Origin of the sequence: Pseudolactococcus laudensis (genome assembly GCF_013449735.1) — a bacterium.
Lineage (GTDB): Bacteria > Bacillota > Bacilli > Lactobacillales > Streptococcaceae > Pseudolactococcus > Pseudolactococcus laudensis.
In genome coordinates, this window is record NZ_JACBNY010000003.1 from 1 (window position 1) to 19541 (window position 19541).

General features: G+C 37.1%; 18 protein-coding genes and 1 pseudogene. 18 read left to right on the forward strand and 1 reads right to left on the reverse strand.

Annotated elements, in window-relative coordinates; genetic code table 11:
• Window positions 1-129: 129 nt before the first annotated feature.
• Both HZR21_RS02650 and HZR21_RS02655 read left to right on the forward strand, forming a co-directional pair.
• Window positions 130-1161, forward strand: a pseudogene (locus HZR21_RS02650) (DNA cytosine methyltransferase).
• 11 nt (window positions 1162-1172) lie between these two features.
• Window positions 1173-2876: an ATP-binding protein gene (locus HZR21_RS02655; protein WP_180746161.1), complete on the forward strand. Its 1704-nt coding sequence runs from the start codon at window positions 1173-1175 to the stop codon at window positions 2874-2876.
• Between the two features lie 288 nt (window positions 2877-3164).
• Here HZR21_RS02655 and HZR21_RS02660 read toward each other — a convergent pair whose 3' ends face one another.
• Window positions 3165-4106 (reverse strand): UbiA family prenyltransferase, encoded by a 942-nt coding sequence (locus HZR21_RS02660; protein WP_180746163.1) that lies wholly within the window; start codon window positions 4104-4106, stop codon window positions 3165-3167.
• A gap of 237 nt (window positions 4107-4343) precedes the next feature.
• Between HZR21_RS02660 and HZR21_RS02665 the strand changes: the two genes are divergently transcribed.
• The 16 genes from HZR21_RS02665 (at window position 4344) to HZR21_RS02740 (ending at window position 19504) form a co-directional block, all read left to right on the forward strand.
• On the forward strand, window positions 4344-4610 hold the full coding sequence (locus HZR21_RS02665; RefSeq protein WP_180746165.1) for an ACT domain-containing protein: 267 nt from the start codon (window positions 4344-4346) through the stop codon (window positions 4608-4610).
• 148 nt (window positions 4611-4758) lie between these two features.
• Entirely contained in the window at window positions 4759-6096 is a 1338-nt protein-coding gene (locus HZR21_RS02670) for a PFL family protein (protein ID WP_180746167.1), read from the forward strand.
• 271 nt (window positions 6097-6367) lie between these two features.
• Complete coding sequence (locus HZR21_RS02675; protein WP_180746169.1) at window positions 6368-7057, forward strand: histidine phosphatase family protein; 690 nt, start codon at window positions 6368-6370, stop codon at window positions 7055-7057.
• Window positions 7047-7871, forward strand: coding sequence for a M15 family metallopeptidase (locus HZR21_RS02680; protein WP_246307788.1), 825 nt, complete (start codon window positions 7047-7049; stop codon window positions 7869-7871). The genes HZR21_RS02675 and HZR21_RS02680 overlap by 11 nt, the downstream gene beginning before the upstream one ends.
• Window positions 7872-7959: 88 nt before the next feature.
• The gene (locus HZR21_RS02685) at window positions 7960-8370 is read left to right on the forward strand and encodes a hypothetical protein (protein WP_003138534.1); all 411 of its coding nucleotides are present in this window, start codon (window positions 7960-7962) and stop codon (window positions 8368-8370) included.
• A gap of 159 nt (window positions 8371-8529) precedes the next feature.
• Window positions 8530-9579, forward strand: a complete 1050-nt coding sequence (gene hrcA, locus HZR21_RS02690; RefSeq protein WP_180746171.1) for a heat-inducible transcriptional repressor HrcA — start codon at window positions 8530-8532, stop codon at window positions 9577-9579.
• A 27-nt stretch (window positions 9580-9606) separates the two neighbouring features.
• Entirely contained in the window at window positions 9607-10140 is a 534-nt protein-coding gene (grpE, locus tag HZR21_RS02695; protein ID WP_180746173.1) for a nucleotide exchange factor GrpE, read from the forward strand.
• A 197-nt stretch (window positions 10141-10337) separates the two neighbouring features.
• Window positions 10338-12158, forward strand: coding sequence for a molecular chaperone DnaK (dnaK, locus tag HZR21_RS02700; protein WP_180746175.1), 1821 nt, complete (start codon window positions 10338-10340; stop codon window positions 12156-12158).
• Between the two features lie 142 nt (window positions 12159-12300).
• Window positions 12301-12507 carry a helix-turn-helix transcriptional regulator gene (locus HZR21_RS02705; protein WP_180746431.1) on the forward strand — a complete coding sequence of 69 codons (207 nt, stop codon included), beginning with the start codon at window positions 12301-12303 and terminating at the stop codon, window positions 12505-12507.
• Between the two features lie 7 nt (window positions 12508-12514).
• Window positions 12515-12949 (forward strand): hypothetical protein, encoded by a 435-nt coding sequence (locus HZR21_RS02710; RefSeq protein WP_180746177.1) that lies wholly within the window; start codon window positions 12515-12517, stop codon window positions 12947-12949.
• A 140-nt stretch (window positions 12950-13089) separates the two neighbouring features.
• Complete coding sequence (locus HZR21_RS02715) at window positions 13090-13983, forward strand: ABC transporter ATP-binding protein (protein ID WP_180746179.1); 894 nt, start codon at window positions 13090-13092, stop codon at window positions 13981-13983.
• Window positions 13976-15196 (forward strand): ABC transporter permease, encoded by a 1221-nt coding sequence (locus HZR21_RS02720; protein WP_180746181.1) that lies wholly within the window; start codon window positions 13976-13978, stop codon window positions 15194-15196. Before HZR21_RS02715 ends, HZR21_RS02720 begins: the two co-directional genes overlap by 8 nt.
• A 63-nt stretch (window positions 15197-15259) precedes the next feature.
• A complete protein-coding gene (locus HZR21_RS02725; protein WP_180746183.1) occupies window positions 15260-15931 on the forward strand; it encodes a ComEA family DNA-binding protein in 672 nt (223 codons plus the stop codon).
• Window positions 15897-18149 (forward strand): DNA internalization-related competence protein ComEC/Rec2, encoded by a 2253-nt coding sequence (locus tag HZR21_RS02730; protein WP_219605560.1) that lies wholly within the window; start codon window positions 15897-15899, stop codon window positions 18147-18149. Before HZR21_RS02725 ends, HZR21_RS02730 begins: the two co-directional genes overlap by 35 nt.
• Window positions 18150-18353: 204 nt before the next feature.
• A complete protein-coding gene (locus HZR21_RS02735; protein WP_180746185.1) occupies window positions 18354-19148 on the forward strand; it encodes an alpha/beta hydrolase in 795 nt (264 codons plus the stop codon).
• A 155-nt stretch (window positions 19149-19303) separates the two neighbouring features.
• Window positions 19304-19504 carry a F0F1 ATP synthase subunit C gene (locus tag HZR21_RS02740; protein ID WP_003140734.1) on the forward strand — a complete coding sequence of 67 codons (201 nt, stop codon included), beginning with the start codon at window positions 19304-19306 and terminating at the stop codon, window positions 19502-19504.
• The last annotated feature ends 37 nt before the right edge of the window (window positions 19505-19541 follow it).

A 19541-nucleotide genomic window follows, 5' to 3' on the forward strand; every position in this document is an offset into this window, starting at 1 on the left:
CAGATTCCAGTTAGGCTGGCAGTACAGAATTATATAAATAGCTAAATTATAATATATATTTATTTATTTATTCAATGTAATTAAATAGATGGAGAAAATCTATTTAATATTAAGAAAGAGGTTACATAAATGAAGAATGGTAAGTTACAGGCGATAGACTTATTTTCAGGAGCAGGGGGATTATCTCAAGGATTGAAACAAGCGGAATTTCAAGTAATTGGAGCAGTTGAATTTGTTGAGAATTTTGCTAAAAGTTATGAACTCAATCATCCAAAAAACTAAAATGTATAATGTTATATTAGAGAATTAGACCCTATTATGTTAAAAAAGAACTTAGGGCTTCGTAAAGGACAACTAGATTTACTTGCAGGGTGTCCACCATGTCAAGGTTTTTCTACAATTGGAACTAGGAACAAAGGAAATAAAAATGATCCTAGGAATGAACTTGTCTTTCAGATTACTAGGTTTGTAGAAGTTTTGATGCCTAAAACTATTATGATGGAGAATGTACCAGCTTTAATAAAAGATATAAGGATGAATAAACTTGTCAAAGATTTAGAAACTCTAGGATATATTATAGATAAAAAAGTTTTAAATACTGCAGATTTTGGGGTGCCTCAGTCTAGAAGGAGGATGATTTTACTAGCTTCTAGAAAAAAAGGTTTGAGCATAGATAGTCAAAACCAAAATTTGGAAGATGTTGTAACTGTAAGAAATGCTATCGGAAATTTAGAAAAAGCGGAGGAATCGAAGGATTGGCTTCATAATTCTTTAGTAAATTATAAAGAGAAAACTATAAAGATAATTAAAGCTATTCCGAAAAATGGGGGAAGTAGAACTGATTTGCCTATTGAATTACAGTTAAATTGTCACAAAAAGATAACAGGTTTTAAAGATGTTTATGGAAGAATGAATTGGGATAGGCCTTCTCTGACAATAACTGGAGGGTGTACAAGTGCATCAAAGGGAAGATTTATTCACCCAGAAGAAGATCGAGCAATAACTTTAAGAGAAGCAGCATTATTACAAAGTTTCCCAAGAGATTATAAATTTTATTCTTCTAGTAGTAAGCAAGAAATAGCTACAATGATTGGTAACGCTTTACCGCCTAAATTCATTGAGTATCATGCAAAAGGTATTGTTAAAAATATTAAAAAATAAGAAGGTGAAAAATGACTATTCAAAATTCATTAGAGATGACATTTATGCCAAGTACAATTCAAGCATTGGGTGCTAATTTATATGCAACCGTTCCACCAATAATAGCAGAGCTAGTTGCAAATTCTTATGATGCAATGGCAACAGAAGTATTAATTGATTTAATAGACAATGAGAAAAGTAAAAAAATAACAGTAGCAGATAATGGAATGGGAATGACATTTGAAGATATTAATACTAAATTTTTACGTATTGGTAGGAATAGACGACATGAAGTAACGCCAGAATATTTAGATACTGATCTTTCTTTAAGAGAACGTATTAGTAGAAGGAAAGTTATTGGAAAAAAAGGATTAGGCAAATTATCATTTTTTGGTATTGCCAAAGAGATAACTGTGAGTACAAAATGTAAAGGATTATTGAATGAATTTACACTTAAATTAGATGATATTTTAAGGGAAGATAACGAAAATGAAGTGACATCAAATTATAAACCTAAAATAATATCTCAAAATGTAGCAACTGTTGAACAAGCAGGAACAAAAATTACTTTGGGAGATATTAAAAGGGTATCAGATTTCGATTCTAAAAAATTAGCTAACAGTTTAAGTAAAATATTTATTTTTGATTCTGATTTTGTAGTACGAATTGCTCATAATGGACAGGATTTAGTTGAAGTTACCAATGAGATGAAGTATTCTGGAGTAGATAAAGAATTTATTTGGAACATTCCAGATGATATTTTGGTAGAAGATAACGATGATATGAAGAAACGTGTTTCGGGAGAAGTATTTACAGCATTTAAACCAATTCCCAAAGGGAATCAAATGAGTGGTATTACTTTGTTTTCACGTACTAAACTTGTAAATGAACCAGAATATTTTACAGAAAGTACATCTAGTCATTTTTTTACATATGTAACGGGAATTCTTTCAATTGATTACATTGATGAACTGGAAGAGGAGGTAATTAACACAAATCGACAACAGTTAAATTGGCATGATCCAGAATTAGAAAAACTTCGAAATTATCTACAAAATGTGATGAAGTACATTGAAAAGGATTGGAGAAATAAAAGAAAAGAAGCACAAAAGACTGCTTTGAAGAAAAAAACAGAAATAGATATTGATCATTGGACTGGGACTATGAAAGATGAGGTTAGGGATATTATTAGTCCATTAATCACTAGTTTTGAGAAGTTATCTGATTTCCCAGAAAAAATAGATGATGCGAGCACAGATTTAAAAATTCTTCATAAATTAATTCCAGAATATCCAGATTATCATTGGAGACACTTACATGAAAAATTGAAAGATGTAACATATGATTATTATAAAGAAGGAAATTATTTTACCGATGTATGTGAAGGCGTGAAGAAGTATTTGAATGAACTTCAGAGAAAATCAATTTCAGAATTATCTGATAGAGCATTAATTGAAAATATTTGGTCACTTCAAACACCTAAGTTAAGTGTAGTTGATAAATATGTTAGAGAAAATCCAGATATATTTTCTTCAGACACTATTATTAACATTACACAGGGGCATAGAATGTTGGTTGTTTCCATTTGGCAAGCTTTTAGATGTCCCTTATCTCATCAGATGTTTCAAGATTTATCTAAATCTGGATTGTATACAGATGGAGATTGCTTATACGCATTGGGAATTCTGCCCCACTTATTTAGAAGATTGGATAATTCTGAATTGGTTAATTTTTAGATAGTTAGAAATAGAATACGTATTTTATATAAAATATGTTACAATATTATATTAGAGACGAAAAGGTAGAGTTAAATTCTCTTTTCGTCTTTATTCAATTATTGTGATTGAGAAATTATTTTTCTTACCTCTTAATTTCACTTACAAGTTGATTTTAGTCTGATTTTTCATCAAATTTCACTTACAAATTGATTTTAGTCAGATTTTCCATAAAATTTAATCTACAAATGAAATTCAAACTAAAAGAAAAAAGCATATCACCAAACAAATGCTTTTCACTAAAATATTTTATCCCCAAATCAATCCAAGTGCAATCGTAATCGCAAAGGCACCATTATAAATCATCAAATTATGAACAGACAGGATGAAAGTTTCTCTTTTATCCTGTTTTTTCAGGAATTTATTGACATTTCGGATAATGAAAGGTGAGACCAAACTCATGAGCAGCGTCGTTTTAGGTAGCACACCAGTAATCACGCCTACTAAAACAATGAAACAAGCCAAGCCGTACATGCTAACAAATAATTTCAAAGCGTTATGAACACCAATAAAATGCGGCAGAGTCAAACGACCATTTTTTTCATCTTGCGTCAAATCGCAGATGTTATCAGCTAGCATGACGTTGAAATTCATACAGAAGCACATCATCCCCACCAGGCCAATGGGTATGAGCGTCGCGAAATCGATGTTGAAAGTCAGCAACCATTGATGAAAAGAGGCTGTGAAGAAATTAGTGTCGAAAGCGTTGACGTAGATGCCGAAGAAGAACCCACATAGTCCCTCAGCAAAACCAGCTAGCACTTCACCTAGTGGAAAGCGAGAGAATGCGAAGGGGCCAAATGTATAGAAAATAGCAATGATAAAGCAAAGCGCGCCAATCGGTAAAATGGCGATGTTAGTTGTCAGTACGACAACAATTCCGACGATTAGGTCAATAGCTAGCAGTGTTAAACAAATTTTGAGTGCTAGGCTAGGTGCGATGTTGCGCGTCGACAGGATATTTTCGTGAGATTTGTAGTCAGGGTCGAGCGCTTTCTTATAATCCATTAGATTATTCCAAGCGCTGACAAATAGATTAATCGCGATAAGTCCGATGAAAAATAGAAGAGTTGGTAGAAAATGAAAGCTATTGAAGGTATAAAGTGCGAAAATGACACCGGCAATCGGTGATAGAAGCGCAGCAGGTAAGGTCTGAATGCGCGTGAAATTAAGAAATGTTTTGAAGGTCATTGTTTTCCTCTATCCTAAAAGCCTAAAAGACAAAATTTTCTAAAAATTATGGCGATTTTGTGATATAATATTACTAACTATTATATCAAAAAATAGATAGGAACAGAGTATCGACTAACGAATTCCTAAGAAATAACAGGTTTATCCGTATGAATCATTTCGTTTTGGTGAATCAATCATTTTCTAGGTTTCAAAACAGTCGTCTCAATAGCTTGAAGTTCAAATAAGGAGAATCAAATGCGCGCAATTGTGACAGTTATCGGACAAGACAGAACAGGCATCGTAGCAGGTGTGTCAACAAGTTTGACAGAACTTGATGTAAACATCATCGACATTTCACAAACGATTATGGATGGTTTTTTCACCATGAACATGGTGGTTGAAATTGAAGCAACGGAGCGTTTCCCAGAAGTGAAGACAAATCTTGAAGCACTAGGTGAAAGTTTGAAAGTTGATATTAAAATCATGAATGAAGCGATTTTTGAGGCGATGCACCAACTTTAATTTTTAGTCGTATTAAACGATTGAAATCAGTCATCATCAAAAAAGACGATGAGCGGACGTCGTTCGCTATGGCCTTCGTTTGGATGAAGTGCAAGCGCAGGTCAAGTTTTTAGATTTCAAAAAATGAAATCGCAGAAAGGTTAATGAAGTGAAACAAAATCAAATTCTTGAAACGATTCGCATGATTGAAGAAGAAAATCTCGATATCCGTACAATTACAATGGGGATCTCTCTTCTGGATTGTATTGATAGCGACATTGATAAAGCATGTGAGAAAATTTATCAAAAAATTACTAGCAAGGCAAAAAATCTCGTTAAAATTGGTGATGAGATTGGTGATGAACTCGGTATTCCTATCATCAATAAACGAGTTAGCATAACGCCAATCGCCATTATCGGTGCGGCAACTGATGCGACTGATTACACACCGTTTGCCTTGGCACTTGACCGTGCTGCTAAAGAAATTGGCATTGATTTTATCGGTGGTTTCACTGCACTTGCCCAAAAAGGCTATCAAAAAGGCGATAAAATTTTGATTAATTCCTTACCTAAAGCCCTCGCAGCAACTGACTACGTTTGTAGCTCAGTTAACGTTGGCTCTACGAAAACCGGAATTAATATGGATGCTGTCCGTGATATCGGAGAAATCATTGTAGAGGCAGCAAAATTAGATGATATGAGTTGTGCTAAGCTTGTTGTCTTTGCGAATGCTGTTGAAGATAATCCATTCATGGCCGGTGCCTTCCATGGTGTTGGTGAAGCTGATGTCGTCATTAACGTTGGCGTTTCAGGTCCTGGTGTCGTGAAACGTGCCCTTGAAAAAGTGCGGGGTGAGTCATTTGATGTTGTCGCTGAAGTGGTTAAGAAAACGGCTTTCAAAGTCACACGCATGGGACAACTTGTCGGTAAAATGGCATCTGAACGTTTAGGTGTAGAGTTTGGGATTGTTGATTTATCGCTTGCGCCGACACCTGCCGTTGGTGACTCTGTCGCGCGTATCCTAGAAGAAATGGGTCTCGAAATGGTCGGAACACATGGGACGACTGCGGCACTTGCTTTGCTGAATGACCAAGTCAAAAAAGGTGGCGTCATGGCATGTAACCAAGTCGGCGGACTCTCAGGTGCATTCATTCCAGTTTCTGAAGATGAAGGCATGATCGCAGCCGTTAACGCTGGCGTGCTCAATCTTGAAAAACTTGAAGCCATGACTGCCATTTGTAGTGTCGGTTTAGATATGATTGCTGTACCAGGCGATACACCTGCAAGCACGATTTCTGCCATGATTGCAGATGAAGCAGCGATTGGCGTGATTAATATGAAGACAACTGCTGTTCGGGTGATTCCTAAAGGTAAGGTTGGCGAGCAAATTGAATTCGGTGGACTGCTTGGAACAGCACCTGTTATGCCAGTTCACAAAGAATCATCTGCAGCCTTCATCGCGCGTGGCGGTCATATTCCAGCACCGATTCATAGCTTTAAAAACTAAGACTCTATTTGCCTATTATCAGAATCTATTGCCGATTACGATACTTAAATCGTCATCAAAGATACAGCAAGAGAGCCTAATAAAAAGTGGAGAAATCTACTTTTTTTGTTAGAATGAATATAACCGATGTTGTTGAGCGCTTACATTTTAGAGTATCCGTAACAGACTTCATATTTATAAGCTAGACATCAACGTGATTAATAATTTTTAGTCACCGAGTCAGCTTGTGCAACATATCAAACAAACATTTTTTAAAATGGAGTAGACAGAAATGGTAAATATCTATTTAGTCAGACATGGCAAGACCATGTTTAATACAATCGGCCGTGCCCAAGGCTGGTCAGACACCCCTCTAACATGTGATGGCGAAATCGGCATTACCGAGTTAGGTTTAGGCTTTGCAGCGAAAAATATCAAATTTGATTACGCTTTTTCGTCAGATAGTGGCCGGACAATTCAGACCATGGGACTCATCTTGAAGTATTCTGAAAACGAAGGTATCCCTTATGAGATGGACAAACGTATTCGAGAATGGTGTTTTGGTAGCCTAGATGGTGGCTATGATGGCGAACTTTTCGACGGTGTTTTGCCACGAACTGATGCTTATAAAGGCAAAAGTGCAGAAGAACTAACCTACGAAGACATTGCTAAAGGCCTACTCGAAGTTGACACTGCTGGTTGGGCAGAGCCTTGGGAAGTGTTAAGTAAACGCATCCTCGACGGTTTCTTTGACGCTGCTAAAAAGGCTGAGGCCAATGGTGCAGAAAATATTGTCATCGTTAGTCACGGCATGACGATAGCAACATTTATCAAATTACTCGATAGTCGTCGCCCGAAATTTCAAGGGTTAGATAATGGTTCGGTGACACACTTAACCTACTCAGATGGTAATTTTTTAATCGGTGAAATCGGAGATATGAGCTACCGAGAATTAGGACGGGAGATATTAAATGCAGAATAATGAACAGCAAAACGAACCATATCATAGAAGAAGACCCCGCAAAAAGCCTCGTTATGATCGCTTGGTAGGAGCTGCCATAGTGGGTGTTGTTGCAATTTGTGCAGTTGCTTTTCTGGTGCATTCTTTACTTAAGAAAGAAACGGCAACACCGACCAAGTCAACACCAACTAGTCAGTCTCAAAAATCAGCAGAAAAGGCTAAGTCATCAACAGCACAAACTTCAGAATCTAAAAAAGATAAAAATCTGCCAGATAGTAAATCAACAGATTGGGATCTTGTTTTAGTTAATCGTGATCATCCTAAAGAAGAAATGAGTCCTGATGTCGTACAAATTGATAATATTTGGGTTGATTCGAGAATCGGAGATGCGACAGAGCAATTTTTAGCAGCAGCACAGGCAATCAATCCTGCTGAACATCTGATTTCAGGTTATCGCAGTGTAGCTTATCAAACAACACTCTATGAGCAGTACGTTGACCAAGAAATGACTGCTGATCCGTCGTTAGATCGTGAGGCGGCAGAAAAGAAAGTCCAAACTTACTCACAACCCCCAACGAAATCTGAGCATCAGACTGGTTTAGCCATTGATTTGTCGGATGTTGATAGCCTTAATGAATCAACAACTGCTGAACAAGTTGCTGCAATTGCACCAGAGTATGGTTTTGTTTTACGTTTTCCAGAAGGTGGTGCTGCAAGTACTGGTGTTGACCATGAAGACTGGCATTTTCGTTATGTAGGTGTTGCCAATGCCAAATATATGACAGAACACCATTTGACCTTGGAAGACTATCTTAAATTACTAGACAAAAAATGATTAGAGTTAATCACAATTCTGTATGAAAATTATGGTAAAATAGTAATATATAACGTCATTTAAAGTCAAATTAGGAGCAAAGGCCCTCATGTTTTCAGGAAAATCACCGTCATTTATCATTTTATCAAGTATTGGTTTGCTGATTTATTCAGCTTGGCAAATGATTAACAACATATTACCCAATTTACAAATTTTTAAGGTTGTCTATGACACCTTCCTTAAAGCATTTGATGCTTTTAAGTTACAGTCAAGTGTTTCAATGACTAATATTCAATTTTTGATTTATGTTGTTTTACTAGTCATTTTCATCTTTCTTTTGGCTAAGTTTTGGAAATTTGCCATTTATGCTTTGCTCTTTTTCGTGTTTGTCTTGGTTTGTAATTTTGCTTACTATGCTTGGTCAACAGGTGCAACGTCAGCAGAATGGTTTACCTTTATTGTTATGAGTGTCAGTTTTATCAACGTTTTTCTGACATCTAAGACAGGCGGACTTATCTAAATTATTGCTTTAAAATCAACAGTTTAAAAAAAATAGCACTCTGTACAAAAGAGTGCTAATTTTTTTGTGTTTTTTTCTTGACAATGCCGTAATAGAATTATATAATAAAAGATGTAGTTAGCACTTAGCAACTACGAGTGCTAAAAAGAGGTGTTCAACATGATTACAAAACGCCAACAACAAATTTTAAATCTCATCATATCGCTTTATACACAAACGCATAAAGCGGTAGGCTCTAAGGCTTTGATGAGCTCGATTAATGCCTCTAGTGCGACAATCAGAAATGATATGAAGTCACTAGAAACACTTGGGTTCATCCAAAAAGAGCATACGTCATCTGGTCGCGTGCCAAGTGTTACAGGTTATAAATACTTCGTTGAAAACTTTTTGAAACCTGGGAAATTAGACAATAATGATGTTTATCAGGTGATGAAACGTTTCGACGGTGAGTTTTATAAACTGGATACGCTGTATCAACAGGCGGCTCAAATTTTATCTGATATGACTGGTTTTTCAACCTTCATCTTAAATGTATCATTGAAAAATCAAATTTTATCAAAATTTGATATTGTTCAACTTGATAGCCACTCAGCAATGGCTGTGATGACACTTGATAGTGGATTAGTCAAAACGATGCAGTTTTCACTGCCTAGGTCGATGACTTTAGATGATTTGACGACTTTCAAGTTTATTTCTGATGAACGGTTAGTTGGTAAAAGAATTTTGGATATTCATTATTCTTTACTGACAGAGATTCCGCAAGTCGCACAGAAATATTTTGTCGTGACAACAGATGTCTTGCAACTCTTTGACCATGTCTTTTCAGATTTGTTCAAGGAAAACTTGATTTCGGCAGGTCGACAAAATTTATTAGAGTATTCGGATGATGTTGTTTCTCTTTACAAGATTTTGATGGATGACGAGGCGATTATTCATGAGATCCGAGATATGGTATCCGATGACGAAATCAGAAGTGTTAAATTTGACTCTAGCTTGACAGAGAATCATCAGATTTCAAAAAACATCACCCTTATGACGCAACAATTTGTTGTGCCGTATAGAGGCCTGGGTACTTTAGCGCTAATGGGTCCAGTAGATTTAGACTATCAAAAGGTTGTTTCTACCATGGACCTTGTGGCAAAGATTTTAACAATGAAACTGAGTGATTACTATCGTTATCTTGATGGTAACCACTATGAAGTAATATAACATTCAAATGGTAAAAAAGGAGATGCAATGTCTAAGAAAAAGCATAATGAAGATGTCGAAAAAGAATTAGCTCAGGAAGTTGAGAACGAAACGGTTTTGGAAGAAATTGTTGACGACGAAATTGATGAGTTGGCAGAACTTCAAGCTAAGCTAGATGAGATGGAGAACAAGTATCTCAAGGCGCATGCGGAGATGCAAAACAATCAGCGTCGTGCTAACGAAGAACGTCAAACGATTTTGAAATATCGTTCACAAGACTTAGCGCGTAAAATCTTACCAAGTTTGGATAATCTTGAACGTGCGCTTGCAGTTGAAGGGTTGACAGATGATGTTAAAAAAGGTTTGGAGATGACGCAGGAAAGTTTGCTCAATGCCCTTAAAGAAGAAGGTGTTGTTGAAGTGTCAACAGAAGGCGAATTTGATCCTAACTTCCACATGTCAGTTCAAACTGCACCAGCAGACGATGAGCATCCAGCGGATACCATTGCACAAGTTTTACAAAAAGGGTATCAGCTCCACGAACGCAACCTACGCCCAGCAATGGTTGTAGTTTATCAATAATGAGTTATTTGACCGAAATGTCACAAAACTATGAATAAATTAACGAACGCGCGTAGCGCACAAAAAGGATACGCATCGCGTAAACTTCCCAGATTTTATTTTCTGAAAGTGGTGATTTCATTGAATTCCCCCACTTCAGAAAATAAAATCAAAACAAACAAAAAATAAAATAAAATAAAAAAAGAAGGTAAAACATTATGTCTAAAATTATCGGTATTGACTTAGGTACAACAAACTCAGCAGTCTCAGTTCTTGAAGGTGGCGAAGCTAAAATCATCGCTAACCCAGAAGGTAACCGTACAACACCATCAGTAGTCGCTTTCAAAAACGGTGAAATCCAAGTTGGTGAAGTTGCCAAACGTCAAGCAGTGACTAACCCAGATACAATCATCTCAATCAAACGTCACATGGGTACTGACTACAAAGTCGAAGCTGGTGGCAAATCTTACACACCACAAGAAATCTCAGCTATGATCCTCCAATACATCAAAGGTTTTGCTGAAGATTACCTTGGTGAAAAAGTTGAAAAAGCTGTCATCACTGTACCTGCTTACTTTAATGACGCCCAACGTCAAGCAACAAAAGACGCTGGTAAAATCGCTGGTCTTGAAGTAGAACGTATCGTCAACGAACCAACAGCAGCAGCACTTGCTTATGGTCTTGATAAAGTTGATAAAGACGAAAAAATTCTTGTCTTTGACCTTGGTGGTGGTACTTTTGACGTCTCAGTTCTTGAACTTGGTGATGGTATCTTTGAAGTATTGTCTACATCTGGTGATAACCATCTTGGTGGTGATGACTTTGACCAAAAAATCATTGATTACTTGGTAGCACAGTTTAAAGCTGCTAACGGTATTGACTTGTCTCAAGATAAAATGGCTTTGCAACGTTTGAAAGATGCTGCTGAAAAAGCTAAAAAAGACTTGTCAGGTGTAACATCTACACAAATCTCATTGCCATTTATCACAGCTGGCGAAGCTGGACCACTCCACTTAGAAGAAACATTGACACGTGCTAAATTTGACGACTTGACTGCTGACTTAGTAGAACGTACTAAAACACCAGTTCGTAAAGCATTGTCAGACGCTGGTTTGTCAGTATCTGAAATTGATGAAGTCATCTTGGTTGGTGGTTCAACACGTATTCCTGCGGTTGTTGAAGCAGTTAAAAAAGAAACAAGTAAAGAACCAAATAAATCAGTTAACCCAGACGAAGTAGTTGCTATGGGTGCTGCGATCCAAGGTGGTGTCATTACTGGTGACGTTAAAGACGTTGTCTTACTTGACGTAACACCTTTGTCACTTGGTATTGAAACAATGGGTGGTGTCTTCACAAAACTCATCGACCGTAACACAACAATCCCAACATCTAAATCACAAGTCTTCTCAACTGCGGCTGATAACCAACCAGCAGTAGATATTCACGTCCTTCAAGGTGAACGTCCAATGGCAGCTGATAACAAAACGCTTGGTCGTTTCCAACTTTCAGACATCCCTGCTGCACCACGTGGTGTGCCACAAATCGAAGTAACTTTTGACATTGACAAAAATGGTATCGTTTCTGTTAAAGCCAAAGATATGGGTACAAACAAAGAGCAAACTATCGTTATCCAATCTAACTCAGGTTTGTCAGATGAAGAAATCGACAAAATGATGAAAGATGCTGAAGCGAATGCTGAAGCGGATGCGAAACGTAAAGAAGAAGTTGATCTTAAAAACGAAGTTGATGCAACAATCTTTGCGACTGAAAAAACAATCAAAGAAACTGAAGGCAAAGGCTTTGACACTGAACGTGACGCTGCTCAAGCGGCACTTGATGAGTTGAAAGCAGCACAAGAAGCTGATAATCTTGAAGATATGAAAGCAAAACTTGAAGCTTTGAACGAAAAAGCACAAGCTTTAGCTGTTAAACTTTACGAACAAGCTGCGGCTGAACAACAAGCTGCTGGAGCTGATACTGCTAGCGATGCGCCTAAATATGACAATGTTGTCGATGGTGACTTTGAAGAAGTTAAATAATTAAAACGTATTGAAACGTGATGAAAAGCAGATTTTTAAGAATCTGCTTTTTTTTCGTTAAAATGTTGACAGGGTATAAAAAGTATAGTAGACTTTACGTATAGTTTATTTTACGTAAAGCTAACTATATAGGAGGTGTCTTATTAATAAAATAAAAGACTATCGCAAAGAATATGGTGTTTCTCAAGAGGCGTTAGCTGAAGCGATGGAAGTGACAAGACAAACAATCATTTCACTTGAAAAAGAAAAATACACGGCATCGCTAAATCTGGCCTATAAATTAGCCCAGTATTTCAATACAACGATTGAGGATATTTTTTTTAGTGATGCTGAACATGGTAGGGGATGAAAAAAATATGTTTAAATATTTATTTAGTAAAAATATCAAGACAGACAGTGATTATAAAAAGTATCGGCTTATTGAATATGCTATCATGGTCATTGCTATCATCGCAACTGCTATCCTTGAATTAAAGTTAGCTAGTGGAGAAATGGACTTTATCCTTGGTTTTCTACTAGGACTAGGAATTGTATTTTTGGGTTACTCCTTACAGATATTTAGGGAATTATCAAATCCAGAAAAACTACACGCCGCAAGAATTAAGACAACTGACGAACGCAGAAAACAGTTGGAGTCAGAGATTTGGGCACAGGTAGGCAGAGTCTTAACCTGTCTCATTGCAATCTTTCTGGTCGTGTCAATCAGACAATCTCTAGCACTTAATAATCAAATGCTCATTGTCATCATCTATGCCATCTTATTTTATCGTGCTTATAGATTGAGAAAATAAAAGATTTATACAGTTAAAACCTGGAATATTCAGACTATTATGATAAAATTAAATTGTTATAATGACTTATTAAAATTGTCGGTATGGGGGGATGATATCATATCGTAAGTCTTTAGCGACTAGAAAAAAGGAGAGTAGATGTGTTAAAACTAGAGAGTATCACGAAACAATTTGGTGATAAAATTGCTGTTGATCAGCTAGACATGACCGTCAAACCAGGCGAAATTATGGGGCTGATTGGTCAAAATGGTGCAGGTAAAACGACAACTTTTCGGATGATTTTAGATTTCATCAAACCAGATAATGGTCAGATTACTTGGCAAGGTGCGCCTATCACACAAGATATTAAGCAAAAGATTGGCTTTCTACCTGAAGAACGTGGCCTTTATCAAAAGTTGACGATTGAAGAACAAATCTTGTATTTTGCTGAGCTCCATGGCATGAAACGAGCAGAGGCACGCACTGAGCTTGTAAGTTGGATGGACAAATTAGAAGTTGTCGGTAAACTCACAGATAAGGTGCAAACTCTTTCAAAAGGGAACGCCCAGAAAGTTCAGTTCATCGCGACGCTGATTCATCGCCCTGATTTTCTGATTTTGGATGAACCGTTCACAGGACTTGACCCAGTCAATACTAGTCTCTTGATGTCGGAAATTAAAACGCTCAAGGAAAATGGTGCAGCGATTATTTTCTCAAGTCATAATATGAGTGGTGTAGAGTTACTCAGTGATCAGTTAACCATGCTTAAAAAAGGTAAAGTCGTCTTGCAAGGTGATATTTATGGGATTCGGGATAGTTTTGGTCGCACACAAATTTATGTGGAAAGTGATGTACCAAATTCTGAATTATCAGCTATATCAGGTGTTAAAACGATTGAGAAACAGGGTGCTGGCCGCATGATTCATGTCAGTGAGGCAGCTGTTGGTCGAGAGATTTTCAAGCAAGTTAGTCAATCTGGCTATGTTCAAGCTTTTGTGCAAGCGCCACCGACGCTAGATGAAATTTTCCGTAAGGAGGTCGCTGAAAATGTTTAAACAAATGAAATTAGTCGCAGGACAAGTTTACCGTACAAAAATTAAAACCCCCAGTTTTTGGCTAGCTGTTTTAACGCCTTTGCTGATACCTATTGTGATGTTTGCTGTCGGTTTTATTATCGCCAAAACAAGCGATGATGCAGCGCCCAAACTTGCAGTGGTAGATAATCCAGTACTTGCGCAGACTATAAAGTCAGGTAAATTACTAGATGCTGACATTATAGAAGTATCTGATGTTGACACGGCGAAGAAAAAAATTATATCCGATAAACTAGATGGTTATTTAGTTAAAAAAGACGATAGCTATACCTTGGTCACGTCAACAGATGGGACGATGAAATTTACAGAGGGTACAGTTAGAACAGCATTATCACAGATTGAGTTAGCAGACAAGGCGAGCCAATTGAAGTTAAGTGCACAGGAGTTAGCGAGTTTACAACAACCAGCTGAATTGACCATGAAAACTTTGAGTGATAAAGGTGAGACAGATGGTGGTGCAGGTAAAAATGTCGCAAATTCCGCTATTTCTTTAGCAGTCACAATTGTCATTTTTACATTGTTAATGGTTTATACAAACATGATTGCACAAGAAATAGCGAATGAAAAATCAAGTCGTATCATGGAAACATTACTAGCAGCTACAAGCGCTAAAGTCCAATATTATGGAAAAATTATGGGTATTGGCTTACTTGTACTCACGCATATCTTGTTTTATGTTGTCTTGGGAGTGGGGGCAAGCGTCATCTTAAACGATAATAAGATGGTCAAAGGTGTCCTGGAGATGGTTAAAGGAGTTGATAGTAACTTTTTGATTTTCTCTGTTCTGATGTTAGTCGTTGGACTTTTATCTTATCTATTCTTGACGGCGATTATCGCAAGTCTTATTAATGACCAAAGTCAGGTACAACAAGCAGTTCAGCCTATTGTTTTCCTATCTATGATTGGTTACATGGCCGGGATTGTTGGCGGAACTGTTCCAAATAATGTTGTTTTAAAAGGTTTGAGTTTTATACCTTTTGTGTCGACAACATTAATGCCGAGTCGTTTGGCTACAGAGGTGTCTACACTGACTAGTGCTTACATTGCTTTAGCGATACAAGCACTTGCATTGATTGTTGTTGCAAAATTTGGTGAGCGAATTTATGCCAAAAATGTCTTGAGTTATTCTGACGAAAAAATCTTTAAACAGTTTGTCCAAAACCTCAAAAAATAATAAAAAATCCCTGAGATAAACGGGGATTTTTTTCGTATATAAAAGTGAGGTGAAAATATGCATATGAAAATGATAATTGCACAATTAAAAGAACATTTAAAACTTGTTATAGGCATCAGTATTGTTCTTATTTTAGTTGTATTTTTTTGGTTAAAAAGCACGACTAATAGAATTGAGGATTCTCCTATACTGTCAGATAAAATTTCAGTTCCAGAACAGAATGCTCAGCCAAATTCTAAGAAACTTATCGAAAGTCAAAAGTCTGAGATTAATAAACAAATTATGGTCGACATTAAAGGCGCAGTGAAAAAACCTGCGGTCTATAAAGTAAATAGTAATGCTAGGGTCAATGATGTTATTACTTTGGCAGGAGGTTTGACAAGTCAAGCGGATGGGAAATCGATTAATCTAGCTCAAAAGGTGACGGATGAGATGATTATTTATGTAGCAAGTGTTGGTGAAAATGTCACTGCCGTGCCCTCATCATCACCAACAGATAAAGCTATTAATGAACAAGGTAAAGCAGTGACCACGACATCAGATAAAGTGAATATCAATACGGCTGATATTGCGCAGCTCCAAACCTTGAAAGGTATCGGAGCAAAGAAAGCTCAGGATATCCTTGATTATCGAGAACAAAACGGACCTTTTAAAACACCAGAAGAATTGGGCAAGGTCTCTGGTTTTGGGGAGAAAACGATTGAAAAACTTAGAGAAAGCATTACAGTGGATTGATTTACCAACGATTTTTATCGCCTATTTTTCAGTCATTATCTACTATACGATTTTTCGGTTCTCCTATTTGATATTAGTCTATCTTGTGATTTCTTTACTAGCGTTAATCTGGCACAATGGTATTGGAGCTTGTCTAAAGCTCAGTTTAATTTTATTTGTCTTTGCGAGTATATGCATGGTGATTAAGCAACAAGAAACTAATGATTTTGCGCGTGAGACAAAAGTGACAGAAATTACCCCAATACTTGATACGATTCAAGTGAACGGAGACCAAGTCTCGTTTCGTGGTAAGTCAGGTAAACAAATCTACCAAGTTTACTATAAGGTACCCACAGAGCAAGAACAGCAGTACTTTATGACATTATCGCAATCAGTTGTTCTATCCGTTTCGAGTCAGTTGGAACTAGCTAATCAGAAACGAAATTTCAACGGCTTTGATTATCAAACCTATCTTAAAACACAAAATATTTATCGTGTTTTGACAATTGATCAAATATTAGACATCAAAACGAAAAAAAGCTGGAGTCTGCCGCTTTTAAGACGCAAAGCTATTTTATTTTGTGAGCAAAATTTCCCACAACCGATGTCAGCCTATATGACAGGGCTACTTTTTGGACATCTAGGGAAAGACTTTGATGAAATGGGTAGTATTTACACTAGTTTGGGGATTATGCACCTCTTTGCCTTAACCGGCATGCAAGTTTCATTTTTTGTTGATTTTTTACGTAAAGGTTTATTCAGACTCGGTTTTAGACGCGATGTCGTTGATCTATTTCAAATACCATTTTCAATCTTTTATGCCGGTATGACAGGTTGTTCAGTATCTGTTATCAGGTCATTAATTCAGAAAGTTTTAGCCAATTTTGGTAGCAAGCATCTTGATAATTTCAGTCTGACTCTGTTTCTTTTATTTCTGATCATGCCCAAATTTCTTCTAACCACGGGTGGCACCTTGTCACTCCTTTTCGCATTTGTCATCTCCACGTTCGGCGATCGCTTTGAAAAGCTACCGAAATATCGCAAGCTACTAGCTGAAAGCTTGACACTTTCTCTATCAGTTCTACCGCTCCTTATCCTTTACTTTCATAATTTTCAACCCTTCTCGATTCTTTTTACATTTGTCTTCAGCTTTCTTTTTGATGTTCTTTTTCTACCAGGATTATCCCTTATTTTTTTGTTGGCAATGGCGACAGGCTTTTCGTTAACGCAAGTTAATATGATTTTCCAGTGGCTTGAAGGCCTTATAAAATTAGTCGATAGCTGGCATCATTATCCACTGATTCTAGGAAAACCAACAGCCTTCGTTTTTCTGGCAATGTTAGTTGTGACTGGCTTTTTAATCGATCAGTGGTTCAAGCTAAAAGTCAGGTATAGTTTGTTGCTGATTTTGCTGAGTTTATTTTTCGTGACTAAAAATCCACCACTACCATCGATTACGATGGTAGATATTGGTCAAGGAGACAGTATTTTTTTACAGGACAGATTGAACCGTCGAAATATTTTAATTGATACAGGTGGTCGGGTTCAGTTTGGCGCGACGAAAAAGTTGCAGGAGCGAACGACATCAGCAATGGCTGATAAGACTTTGATTCCCTACTTGAAAAGTATAGGTGTCAGTGAAATTGACACGTTAGTTGTGACACATACAGACGAGGATCATATGGGAGATTTGCTTGCAGTCGCCAATCAAATTAAGATCAAAAGAATATTGACTAGTGAAGGGAGTCTCAAACATGCAAAGTTTGTCAACCTTCTAAAAAAAACGCACGCTAAAATTCTGGTGGCACATGTCGGTCAACGTTTAAAAATTTTTGACCGTTATTTAGAAGTGCTGTATCCATTAGCCTCAGGGGATGGTAAGAATAATGATTCGATTGTTTTACATGGAAAATTGTATGGTAAGAATTTTTTGTTTACAGGGGATTTGGAGGAGCCTGGCGAGCGTGAGTTGTTGGCGCATTATCCGATACTTGCAGTGGATGTTTTAAAGGCAGGTCATCATGGCTCGAAAACGTCATCATCTGAGCCTTTTGTTAAGGCGATTAATCCGTCTATCGCTTTGATTTCTTGTGGTTTGGATAATCGCTATGGGCATCCAAGTACAGAGACTCTCACGACTTTTAGGAGATATGGCATTCAAATTTTTCGAACAGATGAAAGTGGTGCTATTAAATTTGAGAAAAACAGTAAATCTTGGCATATCTCGACGGTAAAGTGATAGAATAGAGGCAATACTTTAGAAAAAAAGTACTGATGGAATCACTCTGTTTTGACATAGCGTTAGCTTAGGTCAAGTTTCAAGCTTTTATAAAATGAAAGTGTAGAAAGACTTGAGTGGACGTGAGGTCGCAAATACCCCTACTTGGACGCAGCGATAGCGTAGAAAGGCATTGTGCGTTGAAAAGACGTGCAAATTTATATCATGGCCCTATTAAAAATCGATTACTACTCAGAAATACTAGGTATGGTGCGCACGGTCAACGTGTTATACCCTGAATCTCGGAAAAATCCAGATAAGGATGTGCCGACAACAGATATTCCTGTTCTTTACTTGTTGCATGGGATGTCTGGCAATCAAGATTCTTGGTTAAACCGTTCGGGGATTGAGCGTTTGGTTAGAAATACCAATTTGGCAGTTGTCATGCCGTCAACAGATTTGGCTTGGTACACGAATACAACTTATGGGGCAAGATATTATGATGCAATTGTAGATGAGTTGCCAGAAGTGCTGCATAATTTCCTACCGAATCTGTCTACAAAACGGGAGAAAAACTTTATTGCTGGTTTATCTATGGGCGGATATGGGGCTTTTAAAATAGCGCTTGCGTCTAACAAATTTTCCTATGCGGCGAGTTTATCAGGTGCGATTTCATTTGAAAATGTTGCAAGAGAAGAGATGGGAGATTTGTCTTATTGGCAAGGTGTTTTTAGTGATTTAGATAAATTTGACGAATCGGTTAATTCTGTCCAAAAACTGGCTTCTGATTTTGCGAAAACATTTGGTAATGATAAACCAAAACTTTACGCTTGGTGTGGTCACCAAGATTTTCTCTATCCCGCTAATAATTTTGCGGTCCAAGACTTGAAGGATAAGGACTTTGACGTTATTTATGAAACGGCGGATGGGACACATGAATGGTATTATTGGACTAAAATGATGGATCGTGTGCTTGAATTTCTTCCTATAAAATATAATCAGGAAGAACGTTTATCATAAAAGTGAAAACTTTTTTGGTTTTTTTCAGAAAATCAGTCCAGAGTCTGATTTTTTTGTTGACATTTCAGCAAAATAGGACTAGAATTTTACTGTTAAGTAAAAACGTAAGGTATTCTTACAAAAAATATTTATCCAAATTATAGGAGGACAAATTAATGTCATTAGGAATTCTCGCTTTAGGGATTGCAGCACTCGGTGCAGGTATCGGTGAAGGTCTCATCGTTAGTAGTATTTTGAACGCAGTGTCACGTCAACCAGAACTTGAAGGCAAATTGCGTTCATTGATGTTTGTGGGTATCGCATTTATTGAAGGAACTTTCTTTATCACACTTGCTATGACATTCGTCTTGAAATAAGACGGTTCTCAGTTTATGCACCGTCAGTAAGACTATT

What these genes read in the sequence shown, in the direction of transcription:
- HZR21_RS02655 (WP_180746161.1), top strand. Translation starts at nt 1,173, where the DNA reads ATGACTATTCAAAATTCATTAGAGATGACATTTATGCCAAGTACAATT.
- HZR21_RS02660 (WP_180746163.1), bottom strand. Translation starts at nt 4,106, where the DNA reads ATGACCTTCAAAACATTTCTTAATTTCACGCGCATTCAGACCTTACCT.
- HZR21_RS02665 (WP_180746165.1), top strand. Translation starts at nt 4,344, where the DNA reads ATGCGCGCAATTGTGACAGTTATCGGACAAGACAGAACAGGCATCGTA.
- HZR21_RS02675 (WP_180746169.1), top strand. Translation starts at nt 6,368, where the DNA reads ATGGTAAATATCTATTTAGTCAGACATGGCAAGACCATGTTTAATACA.
- HZR21_RS02680 (WP_246307788.1), top strand. Translation starts at nt 7,047, where the DNA reads ATGCAGAATAATGAACAGCAAAACGAACCATATCATAGAAGAAGACCC.
- HZR21_RS02685 (WP_003138534.1), top strand. Translation starts at nt 7,960, where the DNA reads ATGTTTTCAGGAAAATCACCGTCATTTATCATTTTATCAAGTATTGGT.
- hrcA (WP_180746171.1), top strand. Translation starts at nt 8,530, where the DNA reads ATGATTACAAAACGCCAACAACAAATTTTAAATCTCATCATATCGCTT.
- grpE (WP_180746173.1), top strand. Translation starts at nt 9,607, where the DNA reads ATGTCTAAGAAAAAGCATAATGAAGATGTCGAAAAAGAATTAGCTCAG.
- dnaK (WP_180746175.1), top strand. Translation starts at nt 10,338, where the DNA reads ATGTCTAAAATTATCGGTATTGACTTAGGTACAACAAACTCAGCAGTC.
- HZR21_RS02710 (WP_180746177.1), top strand. Translation starts at nt 12,515, where the DNA reads ATGTTTAAATATTTATTTAGTAAAAATATCAAGACAGACAGTGATTAT.
- HZR21_RS02720 (WP_180746181.1), top strand. Translation starts at nt 13,976, where the DNA reads ATGTTTAAACAAATGAAATTAGTCGCAGGACAAGTTTACCGTACAAAA.
- HZR21_RS02725 (WP_180746183.1), top strand. Translation starts at nt 15,260, where the DNA reads ATGAAAATGATAATTGCACAATTAAAAGAACATTTAAAACTTGTTATA.
- HZR21_RS02735 (WP_180746185.1), top strand. Translation starts at nt 18,354, where the DNA reads ATGGCCCTATTAAAAATCGATTACTACTCAGAAATACTAGGTATGGTG.
- HZR21_RS02740 (WP_003140734.1), top strand. Translation starts at nt 19,304, where the DNA reads ATGTCATTAGGAATTCTCGCTTTAGGGATTGCAGCACTCGGTGCAGGT.